Source organism: Sphingomonas sorbitolis (genome assembly GCF_036663875.1).
GTDB lineage: Bacteria > Pseudomonadota > Alphaproteobacteria > Sphingomonadales > Sphingomonadaceae > Sphingomonas.
Genome location: NZ_JAXOJS010000005.1, coordinates 274,918 through 292,647, shown reverse-complemented (window position 1 = coordinate 292,647; position 17,730 = coordinate 274,918). Strand labels below are relative to the sequence as shown.

The 17,730-nt window shown below is 66.4% G+C and carries 11 protein-coding genes, 2 tRNA genes and 1 pseudogene; 13 read left to right on the top strand and 1 reads right to left on the bottom strand.

Annotated features, from left to right (window positions below; genetic code table 11):
* Positions 1 to 9: 9 nt before the first annotated feature.
* The 10 genes and pseudogenes from hisD to U1763_RS16235 all read left to right on the top strand — a co-directional run bounded on the left by hisD (position 10) and on the right by U1763_RS16235 (position 11,251).
* Entirely contained in the window at positions 10 to 1,305 is a 1,296-nt protein-coding gene (gene hisD, locus U1763_RS16280) for a histidinol dehydrogenase (protein WP_332756013.1), read from the top strand.
* Positions 1,306 to 1,515: 210 nt separating this feature from the next.
* On the top strand, positions 1,516 to 1,971 hold the full coding sequence (gene nusB / locus U1763_RS16275) for a transcription antitermination factor NusB (protein WP_056488135.1): 456 nt from the start codon (positions 1,516 to 1,518) through the stop codon (positions 1,969 to 1,971).
* A 192-nt stretch (positions 1,972 to 2,163) separates the two neighbouring features.
* Positions 2,164 to 3,057, top strand: a complete 894-nt coding sequence (thiL, locus tag U1763_RS16270; protein ID WP_332756012.1) for a thiamine-phosphate kinase — start codon at positions 2,164 to 2,166, stop codon at positions 3,055 to 3,057.
* A 91-nt stretch (positions 3,058 to 3,148) separates the two neighbouring features.
* The gene (locus U1763_RS16265) at positions 3,149 to 5,302 is read left to right on the top strand and encodes a sodium-translocating pyrophosphatase (protein ID WP_332756011.1); all 2,154 of its coding nucleotides are present in this window, start codon (positions 3,149 to 3,151) and stop codon (positions 5,300 to 5,302) included.
* 226 nt (positions 5,303 to 5,528) lie between these two features.
* Positions 5,529 to 8,237, top strand: a pseudogene (locus U1763_RS16260) (class I SAM-dependent DNA methyltransferase); the annotation flags it as partial.
* Positions 8,238 to 9,133: 896 nt separating this feature from the next.
* Positions 9,134 to 9,352, top strand: a complete 219-nt coding sequence (gene infA, locus U1763_RS16255; protein WP_031441079.1) for a translation initiation factor IF-1 — start codon at positions 9,134 to 9,136, stop codon at positions 9,350 to 9,352.
* A gap of 81 nt (positions 9,353 to 9,433) precedes the next feature.
* Positions 9,434 to 10,000, top strand: coding sequence for a Maf family protein (locus U1763_RS16250; protein WP_332756010.1), 567 nt, complete (start codon positions 9,434 to 9,436; stop codon positions 9,998 to 10,000).
* Positions 9,993 to 10,952 carry a ribonuclease gene (locus U1763_RS16245; RefSeq protein ID WP_332756009.1) on the top strand — a complete coding sequence of 320 codons (960 nt, stop codon included), beginning with the start codon at positions 9,993 to 9,995 and terminating at the stop codon, positions 10,950 to 10,952. Before U1763_RS16250 ends, U1763_RS16245 begins: the two co-directional genes overlap by 8 nt.
* Positions 10,949 to 11,122: a DNA gyrase inhibitor YacG gene (locus tag U1763_RS16240; RefSeq protein WP_332756008.1), complete on the top strand. Its 174-nt coding sequence runs from the start codon at positions 10,949 to 10,951 to the stop codon at positions 11,120 to 11,122. The genes U1763_RS16245 and U1763_RS16240 overlap by 4 nt, the downstream gene beginning before the upstream one ends.
* A gap of 53 nt (positions 11,123 to 11,175) precedes the next feature.
* Positions 11,176 to 11,251 (top strand) — tRNA-Phe (locus tag U1763_RS16235).
* A 418-nt stretch (positions 11,252 to 11,669) separates the two neighbouring features.
* Here U1763_RS16235 and U1763_RS16230 read toward each other — a convergent pair.
* Positions 11,670 to 11,744 (bottom strand) — tRNA-Gly (locus U1763_RS16230).
* Between the two features lie 197 nt (positions 11,745 to 11,941).
* On the opposite strand from U1763_RS16230, the gene U1763_RS16225 reads away from it, so the two are divergent.
* From U1763_RS16225 to U1763_RS16215, 3 genes are read left to right on the top strand one after another with little or no spacing between them, the layout of a single operon-like run.
* The gene (locus U1763_RS16225) at positions 11,942 to 12,724 is read left to right on the top strand and encodes an ImuA family protein (RefSeq protein WP_332756007.1); all 783 of its coding nucleotides are present in this window, start codon (positions 11,942 to 11,944) and stop codon (positions 12,722 to 12,724) included.
* Positions 12,693 to 14,162, top strand: coding sequence for a Y-family DNA polymerase (locus U1763_RS16220; RefSeq protein WP_332756006.1), 1,470 nt, complete (start codon positions 12,693 to 12,695; stop codon positions 14,160 to 14,162). Before U1763_RS16225 ends, U1763_RS16220 begins: the two co-directional genes overlap by 32 nt.
* Positions 14,163 to 14,175: 13 nt before the next feature.
* On the top strand, positions 14,176 to 17,691 hold the full coding sequence (locus U1763_RS16215) for an error-prone DNA polymerase (protein ID WP_332756005.1): 3,516 nt from the start codon (positions 14,176 to 14,178) through the stop codon (positions 17,689 to 17,691).
* Positions 17,692 to 17,730 lie beyond the last annotated feature (39 nt).

Genomic DNA, 17,730 nt, shown 5'->3' with positions numbered 1-17,730 from the left:
GAGGGGAATGTGATTCGCCTTTCCACATTCGACGCGGACTTCGCGACGCGCTTCACCGCGCTCGTCGAGGACCGTCGCGAGTCCGACGCAGGTGTCACGCAGGACGTCGCCGCGATCATCGCGTCGGTCCGCCGCGATGGCGAAACCGCGGTCCGCGACCTCACGCAGAAGCACGACCGCCACGATCTGGAAGCCACTGGCTGGCAGATCGACGCCGCCGACTACAAGGCCGCGTTCGACGCGCTCGACCCCGACCTGCGCACCGCGCTCGAACTCGCCGCAACTCGCATCCGCGCGTATCACGAGAAACAGCGACCGCTCGACAGCGACTCGGTTGACTCCGCAGGCGTCCGCCTCGGCGCGCGCTGGTTACCGGTAGATGCCGCCGGCATCTACGTCCCCGGCGGCCGTGCCGCCTATCCCTCGTCGCTGCTGATGAACGCGATCCCCGCCAAGGTCGCGGGGGTAGGGCGCCTGACGATGGTCACGCCGACCCCAGACGGCCAGATCAACCCACTCGTTCTCGCTGCCGCGCATCTCGCCGGCGTCGATGAAGTGTGGCGCGTCGGTGGCGCTCAGGCGGTTGCGGCGCTTGCATACGGCGCGGGCCGGATCGAGCCGGTCGACGTGATCACCGGCCCCGGCAACGCCTGGGTCGCCGAAGCCAAGCGCCAGGTCTACGGCGTCGTCGGCATCGACATGGTCGCTGGCCCGAGCGAAATCGTCGTCGTCGCCGATGCGCTCAACGACCCCGAATGGACCGCCGCCGACCTGCTCAGCCAGGCCGAGCACGACGTGACCACGCAGTCGATCCTGTTCACCGACGATACGGCCTTCGCCGACAAGGTGGCGGATGCCGTCGACCGCCAGTTGCGCGATCTCGCCACCGAAGCGGTCGCGCGCGTCGCGTGGGACACCAACGGTGCGGTCATCGTCGTCGACACACTGGCCGACGCGATCCCGCTGGTCGACCGCCTTGCTGCCGAGCATCTCCAGCTGGCGATTCCCGACCCGCAAGGCTTCTTCGACCGCATCCGCCACGCAGGATCGGTGTTCCTTGGCCGCTACACGCCCGAGGCTATCGGCGATTACGTTGCCGGCCCGAACCACGTCCTCCCCACCGGCCGCCGTGCTCGGTTTGCCTCTGGGCTGTCGGTGCTCGACTTCATGAAACGCACCAGTTTCCTGGCGTTGGACGAAGCGGCCTTGCGCGAACTCGGCCCCGCCACGGTCGCGCTGGCGAACGCCGAGGGCTTACCTGCGCATGCCAAATCGGTGGCGCTGCGGCTTCGCCTCAACCACTGATTTTTGTTCGCGCAGAGGCGCAGAGGCGCGGAGATGTCGACCTTGCCGCGAAGCGGCCCTCCAATCATGCGGCAACGAGGCGATCGAAGCGGCTGCCGCACGCAACATCTCCGCGCCTCTGCGCCTCTGCGCGAACCAATCTTCTTCGACGCGACGCGCAAAACGCAAAGGGCTGACACACAGCCCCCCCGCGCCTACAGGCAACCGCTTATGACTCGAACCGCCCCCCGCACCAAGGCGCGTGCCGCCGCTCGCCTCGCCGCCGTCCAGGCCACCTACCAGCACGAGATGGAGGGCACCGCGATGCCTGTCCTGCTCAACGAATTCCACCAGCACCGGCTCGGCGCGACGATCGAAGACGTCGAATATGCCGAGGCCGATGTCGATTTCTTCGACGACCTGGTGACCGGTGCGAACGCACGCGCCGGCGAGATCGACGTGCTGATCGAGGGTAAGCTCGCCAAGGGCTGGACGCTCGCGCGGCTCGACAAGCCGATGAAGGCGATCATCCGCGTCGGGACGTATGAACTGCTTGCGCGCAAGGACGTGCCGGTGGCCGCGGTGATCAGCGAATATGTCGATGTCGCGCATGCGTTCTACGACAAGCGGGAGTCGGGGTTCGTGAACGGGTTGCTTGATGGCATCGCGAAAGAGGTGCGTGCCTAAATCCTCCCCGGCACGGGGAGGGGGACCATGCGCAGCATGGTGGAGGGGGGCATCCGCAAGCGTACCGGTGGCTGAACGTTACGGACCTTCTTTCGCGGCCGGAAGACACCCCGCTGGCGTAACGCTCGCGGCACGCCCCCTCCACCTTCCGCTCTGCGGACGGTCCCCCTCCCCGTTCCGGGGAGGATTTGCGTGACCGAGGACGAGTTCATCGCTGCCTTACGCGCGCTCCCGCTGCATCCGGCGGCACGCGGGCTTAACGACGACACTGCGCTGCTCGACGCGGGCCCGCTCGTCGTTACTACCGACACGCTGGTCGAAGGCGTGCATTTCCTCCCGACCGACCCCGCGCAGGACATCGCGTGGAAGCTAGTCGCGACCAACCTCTCCGACCTTGCCGCGAAGGGGGCCAAGCCCGAAGGCATCCTCCTCAACTACTCGCTCGGTGACGACGCGTGGGACCGCGCTTTCCTCGGGGGGCTCGCCGACGTCCTGACGACCTTCGACACGCGGATCATCGGTGGCGACACCGTCACGCTCCCCACGAACGCCCCGCGCGTCCTGACAGTCACCGCATTCGGCAGCGACGCCGCCGCCCCTGCCCGCAACGGCGCGCTAGGAGGCGACGCACTTTACGTCACCGGCACGATTGGCGACGCGGGTGCGGGGCTCGCGATCGCGCTCGGCGCGGATGGCCCTGCCGAGCTTCTCGCCGCGTACCGCCGCCCGCAGCCGCGACTCACCGACGGCCGCATCGTCGCGCCGCACGTCCACGCGATGATGGACGTGTCCGACGGTCTGCTCATCGACGCATCCCGCATGGCGCTCGCCAGCAACCTCGCCGTCAGTATCGACCTCGCGCGCATCCCGCTTTCCGACGCCTATCGTGCGTTCTCCGGTGACCGCCTCGCCGCAGCCTCAGCGGGAGACGACTACCAACTCCTTTTTGCTGCACCGCAAGATTTCGTTACCGACGCCGCTCGGATCGGCACGTTCTCGACCGGCTCGGGGCTTACCCTCCACGACTCCGGCAAACCTGTCCCGCTCCCTGCAAGTCTAGGCTACGAGCACAGCTCCCGAGGATAACTTGCGCAATGCCCGTGCACTGATAGGTTCCTTACATCGGGACTCGGCAAAGTCGGGACCGGAGAGGACCTGACAAGAGGGATAGCGCCGTATGACGACCGTCTATTTGGCCATGATCTGCGGCGTCATCGCCGTCCTATATGGTTTCGTCACCAGTCGACAGGTGCTCGCAGCCTCCCCCGGCAACGCAAAGATGCAGGACATCGCCGCCGCCATCCAGGAAGGCGCGAAAGCCTATCTCGGGCGCCAATACACCACCATCGCGATCGTCGGAGTCATCGTCGCGGCGATCCTGCTGTTCACGCTCGGTATGATCTCGACGATCGGCTTCGTCATCGGCGCTGTGCTGTCGGGCGTCGCCGGCTATGTCGGGATGAACATTTCGGTCCGCGCCAACGTCCGCACCGCCGAGGCCGCGCGGACGTCGCTGCAGGCCGGGCTGACGATGGCGTTCCGGTCCGGCGCGGTCACCGGCATGCTCGTGGCGGGCCTCGGCCTGCTCGCGATCAGCGCGTTCTTCTGGTACCTCACCGGTCCGGCAGGCCATTCCCCCAACGACCGGATCATCGTCGAGGCGCTGACCGCACTCGCGTTCGGAGCCTCGCTGATCTCGATCTTCGCACGGCTCGGCGGCGGCATCTTCACCAAGGCGGCGGACGTTGGCGCGGATCTGGTCGGCAAGGTCGAGGCGGGCATCCCGGAGGACGACCCCCGCAACCCCGCAGTCATCGCTGATAACGTCGGCGACAATGTCGGCGACTGCGCGGGCATGGCCGCCGATCTGTTCGAGACCTACGTCGTCACGCTGGGCGTCACGATGATCTCGATCGCGCTGCTGATCCAGGCGAGCGGCGCTGAGCTGATGCGGCTGATGACCCTCCCGCTGCTGGTAGGCGGCGTGTGCATCGTTACCTCGATCATCGGCACGTACATGGTGCGGCTCGGTGGCGGCAGCATCATGGGGGCGCTCTACAAGGGCTTCTTCACCTCGACGATCCTGTCGATCCCGGCGATCTATCTCGCCACGCAGTACGTGCTCGGCGACCTCCACCGCGTGATCGGCGGCGCAGGCTTCCTCGATCCCGCGACCGACGATCTCACCACGCAAGCCGCCCCCTCGCTGACGCAGAGCTTCACCGGGATGGACCTGTTCTGGTCGATGATGATCGGTCTCGTCGTCACCGGGCTGATCGTTTGGATAACCGAATACTACACCGGCACCAACCACCGCCCGGTCCAGTCGATCGCGAAGGCATCCGAGACCGGCCACGGAACCAACGTCATCCAGGGCCTCGCGATCAGTCTCGAATCCACCGCGCTGCCGACGCTGGTGATCGTCGTCGCGGTGATCGTCGCCTACCAGTTGGCGGGGATCATCGGCATCGCGTTTGCCGCGACCGCGATGCTCGCGCAGGCCGGCATGGTCGTCGCGCTCGACGCGTATGGCCCCGTCACCGACAACGCAGGCGGCATTGCCGAGATGGCGGGGCTGCCCGATGATGTTCGCCAGCGCACCGACGCGCTAGACGCGGTCGGCAATACTACCAAGGCAGTGACCAAGGGCTATGCGATCGGCTCGGCCGGGCTTGCCGCACTGGTGCTGTTCGGAGCCTACACGACCGATCTCGCGACGTACTTCCCCGATGTCACCGTCGATTTCAGCCTGTCCAACCCGTACGTTATCGTCGGCCTGTTGCTCGGCGCGCTGCTCCCGTACCTGTTCGGCGCATTCGGCATGACTGCGGTCGGTCGCGCGGCCGGCGCGGTCGTTGAGGAAGTCCGCGAGCAGTTCCGCAACAACCCCGGCATCATGCTCGGCACCAGCCGCCCCGATTACGCGCGGACGGTCGACCTCGTGACCAAGGCCGCGATCCGCGAGATGATCGTCCCCTCGCTGCTGCCGGTGCTGTCGCCGCTCGCAGTGTATTTCATCATCACTGCCGTCGCAGGCCAGGCCGCCGGCTTCGCCTCGCTCGGCGCGATGCTGCTGGGCGTGATCGTCTCGGGGCTGTTCATCGCGATCTCGATGACGAGCGGTGGCGGCGCATGGGACAACGCCAAGAAATACATCGAAGACGGCCATCACGGCGGCAAGGGCTCCGAGGCGCACAAGGCGGCGATCACCGGTGATACGGTCGGCGACCCCTACAAGGACACTGCCGGCCCCGCAGTGAACCCGATGATCAAGATCACCAACATCGTCGCGCTGCTGCTGCTCGCGGCGCTGGCTGGCGGCGGAGGCTGAGGCGGAAGCCGCAGCAAGCGCGACCGGCCGGCGGGGGCCCGACGCCCCCGACCGACGGCGCGGCTTGCCGCGTCGCCCGTCGTACTATTACCGTCGACCGCGCTAACCGGTGACGGAGCCAGCTGATCCGTTTCGGAGCAGTCGCCTACGGAACATTCGCGGATTGGCGCAGGATCGCACCCACCTCCGGATGACGACCGACTGATTGCACTTAGTCTGCGACCGGATGAACACCCCGGTCGTAGCCTCTTCCAACGTCCCCTCCCCCTCGGACATCGATGCCTTCATTGCCCGCTGGCGCGCCAACGAAGGCGGGGCCGAGCGCGCCAACTTCCCCCTTTTCCTCACCGAACTCTGCCGGCTGATCGGCGTGCCGGTGCCCGATCCCGCCGACGCGACGCACAACCGCAACGACTATGTCTTCGAACGTGCCGTCCGACTCCAAGATATCGGAGGCGTCCAGCGCAACGGTCGCATCGACCTGTATCGGCGCGGCTGCTTCGTCCTCGAGGCCAAGCAAAGCCGCGAACGGGGTGGCACCAAGGAGGTTGCCAGCCCCGAACAGGCACCGCTTCCTGGCCTGCCGCCTCCCGACGATTCCGACCGTCGCGGCCGCCGCAGTGCGCATCGCAGTTGGGACGTACTGATGCGCAATGCCCGCGAGCAGGCCGAACAATATGCTCGCGCCCTCCCGACCGATCACGGCTGGCCGCCATTCATCCTGGTCTGCGACGTCGGCCACGCGATCGAATTGTTCGCGGACTTCTCGGGCCAGGGCAAGGCGTACCGGCAATTCCCCGACCGCGCCGGCTTTCGCCTGTATCTCGACGATTTGCGCGATCCGGCGATCCGCGATCGCCTTCGGAAAATCTGGCTCGACCCACACGCGCTCGACCCTGCCCGCCACGCCGCGATCGTCACCCGCGACATCGCCCGGCGCCTGGCCGAAGTGAGCAAGCGGCTGGAGGATCGTGGCCATGCGCCCGAGCCGGTCGCGCATTTCCTGATGCGCTGCCTGTTCACGATGTTCGCGCAGCGTGCCAACCTGCTCGATCGCGGCAGTTTCACGCAGATGCTGATCGACGCGCGCGACGATCCGTCGAGCTTCGCGCCGATGCTGGAAGATCTGTGGAGCGCGATGAACACCGGCGGGTATTCGCTGGCGATGCGGTGCACGGTGCGACGCTTCAACGGCGGGCTGTTCGCCGAACGCACCGCGATCCCGCTGCAACGCGAGGAGATCGGCGAACTGCTCGAAGCGTCGCGTCACGACTGGACCGAGGTCGAGCCCGCGATCTTCGGCACGCTGCTCGAACAGGCGCTCGATCCGGTCGAACGGCGGCGGCTGGGCGCGCACTACACACCGCGAGCCTATGTCGAGCGGCTGGTGATCGCGACGATCATCGAGCCGCTGCAGCGCGAATGGGAGACGCAGGTGCTCGGCACGGTCGAGCGCGAGCGGTTGTCGCGTCCCGCGGTGGCGATCCGGGCAGTGCATGATTTCCACGAACGTCTCGCCGCGACGACGGTGCTCGACCCCGCCTGTGGTACCGGCAACTTCCTCTACGTCGCGCTCGAACTGATGAAGCGGCTGGAGGGCGACGTGCTCGAAGTGCTCGCCGATCTTGGTGGCCAGGAGACGCTCGCGCTGGAGACCGCCACCGTTCATCCGCGCCATTTCCTCGGGATCGAGCTGAACCCCCGCGCGGCAGCGATCGCCGAACTCGTGCTGTGGCTCGGCTATCTCCAGTGGCAATTGCGCAATCGCCGGACGATCGCCGACCCGGTGCTGGAGAAGCTCGACAATATCGCGACGATGGACGCCGTTCTCACGCATGACGGTGTCGCCGACGATGGCACGCTGACCAACCCGCGCCGCCCCGATTGGCCGGATGCGGAGTATATCGTCGGCAATCCGCCCTTTATCGGCAAGGGTGCGGCGATGCGCAGCGCGTTTGGCGAACGCTATCTGACGGCGCTGTGGACGGCGCATCCGCAGATCAACCGATCGGCCGATTTCGTGATGTATTGGTGGGATCGCGCCGCCGAACGCCTGACCGAGACCGGTACGCGGCTAAAGCGGTTCGGCTTCGTCACGACGAACTCGATCACGCAGGAATTCAGCCGGCGCGTCATCACGAAACGGCTCGCAGCCCCAGTGCCGATCAGTATCGTGCTTGCGATCCCCGACCACCCTTGGACCAAGGCGACCACCGACGCCGCGGCAGTGCGGATCGCGATGACCGTGGTCGAACGCGGCGTGCCGGTCGGTCAGCGTCTCCAGATTGTGGCGGAACACGGGCTCGATACCGACGCCCCGATACTCGGCTTCGCGGCCACGAGCGGCAGGATCAACGCGGACCTCTCGATCGGTGCAAACGCGGCAGCGGCGTTCGCGCTCGTCGCCAATGACGGGTTGTCCTGCAATGGCATGATGCTGGCAGCCCGCGGGTTCGTCCTGTCGGCAACAGAAGCGCGCCATCTGCTCGCGATCTCACCGCCGGCGGCAACCGGCATAATCAAGCCCTATGTCGGCGGCGCGGATCTCGTTCGTCATTCCTCCAACCGATGGATCATCGATGCATATGGTCATGACGAGACCGCTCTGCGCACGATGTTCCCAGCCATTTACCAGCATTTGTTGATGACCGTGAAGCCGGTGCGCGATACCAATCGGCGCACAGCCTTCAAGGATCGGTGGTGGATATTCGGCGAGCCCCGCCGCACGTTCCGCCCCGCGCTGCTCGGCCTCTCGCGTTACATCGGCACGACCGAGACGGCCAAGCACCGCATCCTGCAATTTCTGCCTGCGACGACGACGCCCGACCATATGGTCGTCTGCTTCGCACTCGACGACGGGTTCTCGCTGGGCGTGCTCTCATCGCGCGCGCACCTGCAATGGACCTATGCCAATTGCGGACTGATCGGCGTCGCGCGGTTCGAGCAGGGGCATCGCTACACCAAGTCGCGGATTGCCGATCCGTTTCCGTTGCCCGATGCCACGCCCGATCAACGCGCGGCGATCGGTGATCTCGCGGAGGAACTCGATCTCGCGCGCAAGGACGTGCTCGACACGCAGACCGACCTGACGATGACCGGACTCTACAATCTGCTCGCACGACTTCGCTCGGGATCTGCGTTCGATCCCGTTGCTCAGGACCAGCGCCAACGCGGTCGCGTTGATATCCTCGCGCAACTCCACGACCGCATCGATACGGCCGTCGCCACCGCGTACGGCTGGCCTGCAGATCTTAGCGACACCGACATCGTCGCGCGCCTGGTCGCGCTCAACGCCGCGCGTCACGCCGAAGAAAAGGCGGGCCGCGTCCGCTGGCTACGCCCCGACTACCAGATCGCGCGCGCCGGGCTCACCGCGCTGCCGCTGCCCGCGCGCGCCGAGCAGATCGAGGCGGACCTACCCGCCGCGCTACTTCAAACCGCAGTTCCCGCGCGATGCGATCGGCCAGACTGCGGCCGTCCTCGCCGATCTGCGCGGTGGCGTCGGGGTGACCAGCGACGAGATCGCACGCCGGTATGCGCAAGGCCAGAAGGTTCGCCCGCGGATCGCCGCGACGCTCGCTGCGCTTGCCCGGCTTGGCCATGTCGCTGTCGATGGCGATCGCCACACGCTTCGCCGCGCCGCTTGAGAACTCGGGGTTATCGTCCTGCCCATTGCCGAATCGTCATTTTCCCCCATATTGACGTGGCAGGCATGAGGCGGCGTCCGCGAGTAATATCGCGAGCGTCGTGCGTTGCGCGTCCAGCTTTCCTTTTTCGCGAACCTGCGGTAAGGGCGCTCGTCCCGAAATTCCCCCAATTCAGAGATTATATTTGGCCAAGGAAGAACTGCTCGAGATGCGCGGCCGCGTGGTGGAACTCCTCCCCAACGCGATGTTCCGGGTTCAGCTCGAAAACGACCACGAGATTCTCGGTCACACCGCCGGCAAGATGCGCAAGAACCGCATCCGCGTGCTGGTCGGCGATGAGGTGCTGTGCGAACTCACGCCGTACGATCTGACCAAGGGTCGCATCACCTACCGCTTCAAATAAGCCCGTGGGTGCTCAGCGCCCACTGCTTTACATCAAGACGTGGGCGTCTCGGCGCCCACTGCTTTTCAAGACGAGGCACCTGTGCTGGTTCTAGCCTCTTCCTCGCCCCGCCGCCGCGACCTGCTCGCGCGGCTCGGCGTCGTGCCGTCGCGCGTGCAATCACCCGACATCGACGAGAACCCGCGCAAGGCCGAGCCGCCGCGCGCGTATGCGCTGCGACTCGCAGTGGAGAAGGCCAGCGCTGTTGCGCGCGCCGAGGGCGAGATCGTGCTTGCTGGCGACACTACGATCGCGCTCGGTAGCCGTATCCTGCCGCCCGCCGATACGCTCGAAATCCAGCGCGACCTGCTCGGCAAGCTGTCGGGTCGACGCCACCATTGCCTGTCCGCGGTTTGCGTGATCGACGCGGCGGGCAAGGTGCGGACGCGGATCGCCGACACGATCGTCGCGTTCAAGCCGCTCTCCCCCGCCGAAATCGAAGATTATCTCGCGTGCGGCGAAGGGCTGGGCAAGGCCGGCGGCTACGCGATCCAGGGCCGCGCGGAGGCGTTCGTTCGTTTCCTGTCGGGTAGTCATTCGGGTGTGGTCGGCTTGCCCCTGTTCGAAACGCGGGCACTGTTGAAAACCGCTGGCGTCGCGCTTGCCTGATACGGGGCCTGCATGGCTCTACGAGGCCGGAATCGGCGAGGCACGCGCCGCGCTGGTAGACGATGATCAGATCATCGAAGCCGCGATCGAACTTGATACCGAGGCATTGAAGGTCGGCCTCGTCGCCCGCGCGCGGCTCGTCGAACTCCTCCCGGGCCGTCGCGGTCGCGTCTTGCTCGACGGCGGTGAGGCGCTGATCAACCACCTCCCCCCCGGTATAACGCAGGGCGCCAGCCTTACCGTCGAGATCGTCCGCGAAGCCCTCCCCGAAGCGGGCCGCGCAAAGCTCGCGAAGGCCGTCCCCAGCGACCTGCCGCCTTGCCCCGCGCCGACGCTGTACGAGCGCCTCGTGGCGACTGGCCTGCCCGTCCGCAGTCCGCGCGCGCACGAACCCGACGCGCTGGAGGCGGCGGGTTGGTCCGAACTCCTCGACGAGGCTGTTAGCGGCGAGATCGTGTTCCCGGTCGGCGCACTGCGGCTTTCGCCGACGCCGGCGATGACGCTGTTCGACGTCGACGGCGCGCCACCACTCGACACGCTCGCGATCGCCGCCGCGCACGCCGTGGCGCGCGCGATCCGCCGACACGGTATCGGCGGCTCGATCGGGATCGATTTCCCGACGATCGCCGGCAAGACGCAGCGCAACGCGGTCGCCGCCGCGATCGACGAAACGTTGCCGCAGCCGTTCGAACGGACCGCGATGAACGGCTTCGGCTTCCTCCAGATCGTTCGGCCAAGACCCCGCGCGTCTATCCCCGAGATTCTCCGCGCCGATCCGGTCGGCGCAGCGACCCGCGCGACACTCCGTACGCTCGAACGCACCCCGCCGACCGCCTCGCGTCGCCACACCCTGCCTGCAGCCGTCCATGCACGTCTGATGACGCGCCCGGATTGGCTCGCGGAACTTGCGCGCCGCACCGGCGTCGTTCACGAACTGGAGAGCGCCCGATGACAATCGTCAAATGCCCGATCTGCGACCAGCCCGCAGTCCCGGAATACGAGCCGTTCTGTTCGAGTCGCCACCGCGACCGCGACCTGCTGCAGTGGCTCGGCGAAGGCTATCGCATTCCCGGCCGATCAATTGCGCAAACGGGGCTGGACAGCGCCGAAGACCCCGACTAAACGCGCCCTTCCGATCGCAAGGTCGGACGCTTCTCCGGTCCCAGACCGGACGTGCCCGGATAGCTCAGTTGGTAGAGCATGCGACTGAAAATCGCAGTGTCGGCGGTTCGACCCCGTCTCCGGGCACCATTTTCCCTTATCGGTCGAGACGTCCAACATCCTTGCCGGGCAAAGCCTGAACTCAAGGCTGATGCGCGGCAGCGAGATATGAGCCCGGCGTGGGGTTCATTGAAACGGGTGGTCTCGCAACGCTCTGTAATCATGACGTCCGACGAGCTTTTTCAGCGGCTCGATCAAGAGACCCTGACACTATCGGCGGGAGAAGCTGATAGTTTTCGACGTTCAGCAGCCCAGAGTCATGCCTCCCCTGGCATGCGTTACCGAACTCGAGACTGGCGAGGCTGTGCAACGCTCACGATGTCGTTACCCAAGCGGCAATGCGCTAGGTTCGGGCTTGCAAGCCAATAACCCTCGGTTACCAAAAGCTATATGAGGATACCCTCGGCCCCGGCGGCCAGCCTCTAAGTGTGTATTCACCGTAGAAAACTGGAGCGGGCGAAGGGATTCGAACCCTCGACCCCAACCTTGGCAAGGTTGTGCTCTACCCCTGAGCTACGCCCGCTCTGGCGCCTATGTCTCCGGTCTGAAGCGACACGGTGACTGGGTGAGGCGCGCTGTTAGCCCGAGGTTTCGAGATCGGCAAGCGCCTTTTCGATATTATAGCGAAATTCGCCAAATTTATTGTGCGCCGCACCAACCGATCAGTCGATGCGAGATTCCGCTTGGCGACTCCCCCTATAGAACATTACAAGAACAGTTGTGAACGAGTCGTCCGCCCTGATTGCCCGCCTGAAGCGGATCGCCACGACCGGTATACCGGCTCAGGGGGATGATCGTGCAGACGATGCGTGGCTGACGGGCGGCTTGGCGAAGGCGCAGTTGCACGAGATTTTCGCCACCGTAGACGACTCGGCCAGCGGCGCAGGGTTCGCGGTTGCGTCAGTTCTGGCGGCTCGGGCGGCGCCGGTGATGTGGTTGCGGACCGAGGCGAGCGAACGCCAGGGCGGGCGGCTACATGCGACCGGGCTGGTCGAGATGGGTCTCGACGTGTCGTCGCTGGTGCTTGGGCTGGTCGAGGACGAAACGGATTTACTGCGCGCCGCCGCCGACGCCGCGCGGTGCCACGGGCTTGGTACGCTGCTGATCGAGTCCTGGGGACGTGCACCGAAGATCGACCTGACCGCGACGCGGCGGCTGATGCTGGCCGCCGAAGCCTCGGGCGTGACGATCCTCAGCCTGCGCATCGGTGCAGACCCGGTGCCGAGCGCGGCGGCGTCGCGCTGGCAGGTTGCGGCGTGTCGGTCACGACCGCTGGAGGCCGACGCACCGGGCAAACCTGCCTTCGACATTGAATTGCTGCGTCGACGCGGAGGCCAGGCCGGGCTTCGCTGGCGTGTGGAGTGGGACCGTGACGCGTATATCTTCGACAATACCGCCTTCGCCTTTGGTGATCCCGCGGCGCTACCTGGCGCTGGTATTCCCGTGGCTGCCGATCGAGCGGCTGCAGACGATGCGGCCCCATCTGTTCGTCGGACGGGCTGAGACGCCGATCGCGTTCGTCGAGACGGTGTCGGGCGGCGTCAGGCTGAAGGCGCTCGACCGAGAAGCTATGAGGGCAGGACTCGTTCCGGGGCTGACGTTAGCAGATGCCCGCGCGCGCGTCCCTGAGCTGGAGGTGTACGATCATGACGCGCATGCCGATCACGAATGGCTCGAGCGACTCGCCGACGGGTGCCAGCGCTATACGCCGTCGGTCGCGCTCGACGAACCCGATGGGCTGATCCTCGACATCGCCGGGTGCGTGCACGAGTTCGAGGGCGAGCGTCGCCTCGCCGCCGATCTCGAGGAGCGCCTCGCGCGGCGCGGGCTGCTGGTCCGCCACGCGTTCGGCGACACGCCCGACACTGCGCGGGCGCTGGCCCGGTATGCGGGCGCCCCTGCCCCCGATGAAAAGCGTGCGGTCAAGCGGTTGCCGGTCGCCGCGCTGGGCCTCGACGAGGATGCAACGACCGCCTTGTCGCGCGCCGGGCTGAAGACGGTCGGCGACGTGATGGCACGACCGCTCGCGACCATTGCCGCACGGTTCGGCGAGGAGGCGGCGATGATGATCCGCCGGCTCGACGGGTCGGTGAAGGGGCCGATCGTCGCGCGGCGCACCGTGCCGAAAATCGGTGTCGAACGGCGTTTCGCCGAACCGATCGCGCGCACCGAATATGCGCTGGAGATGCTGGCAGACCTGGCGGGCGAAGCGGCGGGTCAACTCGGCGAGCGTCACGAAGGCGGTCGCCGCTGGGAGGCGCGCCTGTTTCGCGCCGACGGCCTGGTCCAACGGTTGCGGATCGAGACTGGCCAGCCGACACGCGACGTCGCGCTGCTGATGCGGCTGTTCCGCGAACGGATCGACAGCCTCGCCGATCCGCTCGATCCAGGATTCGGCTACGATTTGGTCCGGCTTGACGTCGCCCTGGCCGAGAAACTCGACGCCTCGCAATTGAAGCTCGAAGGCGGTGAGGCGCAAAAAGGAGAAGTCGCGCAACTCGTCGACCAGCTCGGCACGCGGCTGGGCCGGACGCGCGTGCGCCGGTTCTCGGCGCGCGACAGTCATATTCCCGAACAGGCCGAGCTGATGCTGCCTGCCGCCGAGGCCCCTGCCCCGACGCCGTGGATCGCGCCCGAAACGGGCGAGCCGCCGCTCCGCCCGATCTATCTTTTCGACCCGCCGCAGCCGATCGAATCGATGATGGCCGAGGTGCCCGACGGCCCGCCGCACCGCTTCCGCTGGCGCCGTACCGTGCATGACGTGGCGCATAGCGAGGGCCCAGAGCGGATCGCGGGCGAATGGTGGCGGCGGCAGGACATTCCGACGCGCGATTACTACCGTATCGAGGACCGCCGCGGCCGACGCTTCTGGATCTTCCGCCACGGCCTGTATTCCGAGATGGAGGCGCCGCGCTGGTACCTCCACGGCGTTTTCGCATGAAAGCGCCCGCGTCATGACCGGGTTCGCCGAACTCATCGCCGCGACCAATTTCTCGTTCCTTGATGGGGCAAGCGATGCGGGCGCGATGGTCGGTCGCGCGGTGCAGCTGGAGCTTGGCGGGATCGGGATCGCCGATCGCAACACTGTCGCCGGCGTGGTCCGCGCGCACCAGGCGCTGAAAAAGGCACGCGACGGTCTGCTCGGCATGGCGATGCCACCGCTCGACTTCCGGCTGGTGGTCGGTGCGCGGCTGGTGTTCGAGGACGGCACCCCCGACATCGTTGCGTATCCTGCGACCCGTCGTGGCTGGGGGCGGCTAACGCGGCTGCTGACGGTCGGTAACCGGCGTGCCGAAAAGGGTGGCTGCATCCTCGGGCTCGGTGACCTGATCGCGCATCATGCCGACATGATGCTGGTGGTGATGCCTAAGAGCAGCGCGCGGGACGCGACGCCGGTGTCGCCGCTGCCGGACGGCGATGCCCTGCCCGAACGGAGAGAGCGCGATCTGGCGACGGTCCTTAGCGCGGTCAGGCGACTGGGCGCGGATGCGGTCTGGCTCGGCGTGACGATGCCGCGCGGCGGTCGCGATCGGCGGCGACTGGCGCGGCTTGGTCGGATTGCCGATGCGGCAGGCGTTCCCGTGCTCGCGACGACCGACGCGCTCTATGCCTATCCCGACGACCGCGATCTGCACGACGTCGTCACCTGCATCCGCGAGCGCACGACGATCCACAAGGCCGGGCGGTTGCTCGCCGCGAACGGCGAACGGCATTTGAAACCCGAGACCGAGATCGCCCGGCTGTTCCGCGATCGCCCCGATGCGGTGGCCCAGAGTGCACGCCTGTTGTCGCGGATCGCGTTCTCGCTCGACGATCTGAAATACGAATATCCGCACGAACCTGTACCGGAAGGTTGGACGGCGCAGGACTGGCTCGAACACCTTGTCCTTGAGGCGGCGCGGGCGAAATACCCGGACGGCATCCCTGCAAAAATGCACACGCTGCTCGACGAGGAATTTCCGCTGATCCGCGAGCGGAATTACGCCTATTACTTTCTGACGGTGCACGACATTGTCCGGTTTGCGCGGGCGCAGGACCCGCCGATCCTGTGCCAGGGCCGCGGCTCGGCGGCCAATTCCGTCGTCTGTTATCTGCTCGGCGTAACATCGGTCGATCCGATGAAATACGACCTGCTGTTCTCGCGGTTCGTATCGAGCGAGCGCGACGAGCCGCCGGACATCGATGTCGATTTCGAGCATGAGCGGCGCGAGGAAGTGATGCAGTACATCTACCGTCGCTATGGTCGCGACCGCGCCGCGATCGCCGCGACCGTCATCCATTACCGGCCCAAGAGCACCGTGCGCGAGGTCGGCAAGGCGCTTGGACTGACCGAGGACGTGACGCAGCGGCTGACGAGCACGGTGTGGGGCAGTTTCTCGAGCCGCTTCCAGGAACAGCGCTTTGCCGAGACCGGCTTCGACATCGACAATCCGGAGATCGCGCGGCTGCGCGAGATGGTCGACCGGCTGCTCGAATTTCCGCGCCATCTGTCGCAACATGTCGGCGGGTTCGTGCTCACCCAGGGACGGCTCGACGAGATGGTGCCGATCCATAACGGTGCGATGGAGGACCGCACCTTCATCGAATGGGACAAGGACGATATCGACGCGCTCGGGCTGATGAAGGTCGATATCCTCGCGCTCGGGATGCTGACGTGCATCCGAAAGGCGTTCGACCTGATGCGCGAGCACGGCCACGGCGATCACCTGCTCGATACAATTGCAGTCGCCGAGGACAACCGGGTCTACGATATGCTGTGCAAGGGTGACAGCATCGGTGTGTTTCAGGTCGAGAGCCGCGCGCAGATCAACATGCTGCCGCGGTTGCGCCCGCGCGTGCTGTACGATTTGGTCGTGCAGGTCGCGATTGTCCGGCCGGGGCCGATCGAGGGCGACATGGTGCACCCATATCTCCGGCGGCGCAGCGGCAAGGAGGTGGTCGAGTTCCCCTCACCAGACCCGAAGTTCGGGCCCCCCGACGAATTGCAGCAACTGCTCCGCTTCACCTACGGCGTGCCGCTGTTCCAGGAACAGGCGATGAAGCTGGCGATCGTCGCGGCGGGGTTCACGCCGAACGAAGCGAACCAGTTGCGGAAAGCGATGGCGACGTTCCGCAAGGTCGGCGGCATGGATAATTTCCAGGCTAAGCTCATCGGCGGGATGGTCGGCCGCGGGTATGAGCGCGTGTTCGCGGAGCGCTGTTTTAAGCAGATCGAGGGGTTTGGGTCGTACGGCTTTCCCGAGAGCCATGCGCTGTCGTTTGCGCGTCTCGTGTATGTGTCGTCGTGGATCAAATGCTTCCATCCGGCGGTGTTCTGCTGCGCGTTGCTCAATTCGCAGCCGATGGGGTTTTATGCGCCGGCGCAGCTGGTGCGCGATGCGGTCGAGCATGGGGTGACCGTGCTGCCGGTCGATGTGAATGCGAGCGGGTGGGATAACTCGCTTGAGTCCTCCCCGGTACGGGGAGGGGGACCGCGCGAAGCGGGGTGGAGGGGGGCTTCAGCGGACGGACCGTTTGCGGCTGGGCTCGTTACGGACGGCCCGGTTGCAGCTTCCCCGCTTCCAGGCGGTACGTTTGCGGCGCGCGCCCTCCACCATCCTGCGGATGGTCCCCCTCCCCGTGCCGGGGAGGATTTGCGTCTCGGCTTTCGGCAGGTGGATGGGTTTCGACAGGACTGGGCCGACGAGATCGTCCGCGTCCGGACCACGCCGTTCGCCAGCATCGAGGACCTCGCGCGGCGGGCGAACCTGCCACAGCGCGCGATGAACCTGCTCGCCGACGCCGACGCGTTCCGATCGATCGCCAAGGAGCGCCGCGAGGCGTTGTGGGACGTCCGCAGGACACCGCCAAAGCAGCTTGCGCTGTTCGCTGCCGCGGACGTGCCTGAACTCGGCCAGGAACCCGATGCGCATCTGCCGGCGATGCCGCTCTCCGAACAGGTGGCAGCGGATTACCAGACGACGCGGTTGTCGCTGAAAGCGCATCCGATGAGCTTTCTCCGCGAACGGTTCGCGGCCGAAGGTATCCTGTCGAGTGCGCAGGCCAACGCTACCAAGGACGGGCGGCGTGCGAAGGTCGCGGGGGTGGTGCTGGTCCGTCAGCGGCCGGGCAAAGGCAATGCGATCTTCGTGACGATCGAGGACGAGACCGGCGTCACCAACGGACTGATGTGGGCACGCGATTTCGAGGCGAACCGCCGCGCGGTGATGGCGTCGCGGCTGATGGTGCTGGAGGGCGTGATCCAGCGCAGCGAGGAAGGCGTCACGCACCTTATGACCGCACGGGTGCAGGATCGCACCGAGATGCTGCGGCTGCTGTCGGAGGATCACGCGCTGGAACCGCCGCTCGCACGTGTCGACGAGGTGATCCGCCCGGTCCTCACACGCACCCCGGATGCCCGCGCGCATCACCCGCGCGCGACGCATCCCCGGGATGTGCGCGTGCTGCCCAAGTCGCGCGACTTTCATTGATTCCAATCCGGTCACGGCTGCCGGTCACATCACGGATGC

Coding starts and splice junctions, on each gene's coding strand:
- nusB (WP_056488135.1), top strand. CDS start 1,516: ATGACTCGAACCGCCCCCCGCACCAAGGCGCGTGCCGCCGCTCGCCTC.
- U1763_RS16265 (WP_332756011.1), top strand. CDS start 3,149: ATGACGACCGTCTATTTGGCCATGATCTGCGGCGTCATCGCCGTCCTA.
- U1763_RS16240 (WP_332756008.1), top strand. CDS start 10,949: ATGACAATCGTCAAATGCCCGATCTGCGACCAGCCCGCAGTCCCGGAA.
- U1763_RS16220 (WP_332756006.1), top strand. CDS start 12,693: ATGCGGCCCCATCTGTTCGTCGGACGGGCTGAGACGCCGATCGCGTTC.
- U1763_RS16215 (WP_332756005.1), top strand. CDS start 14,176: ATGACCGGGTTCGCCGAACTCATCGCCGCGACCAATTTCTCGTTCCTT.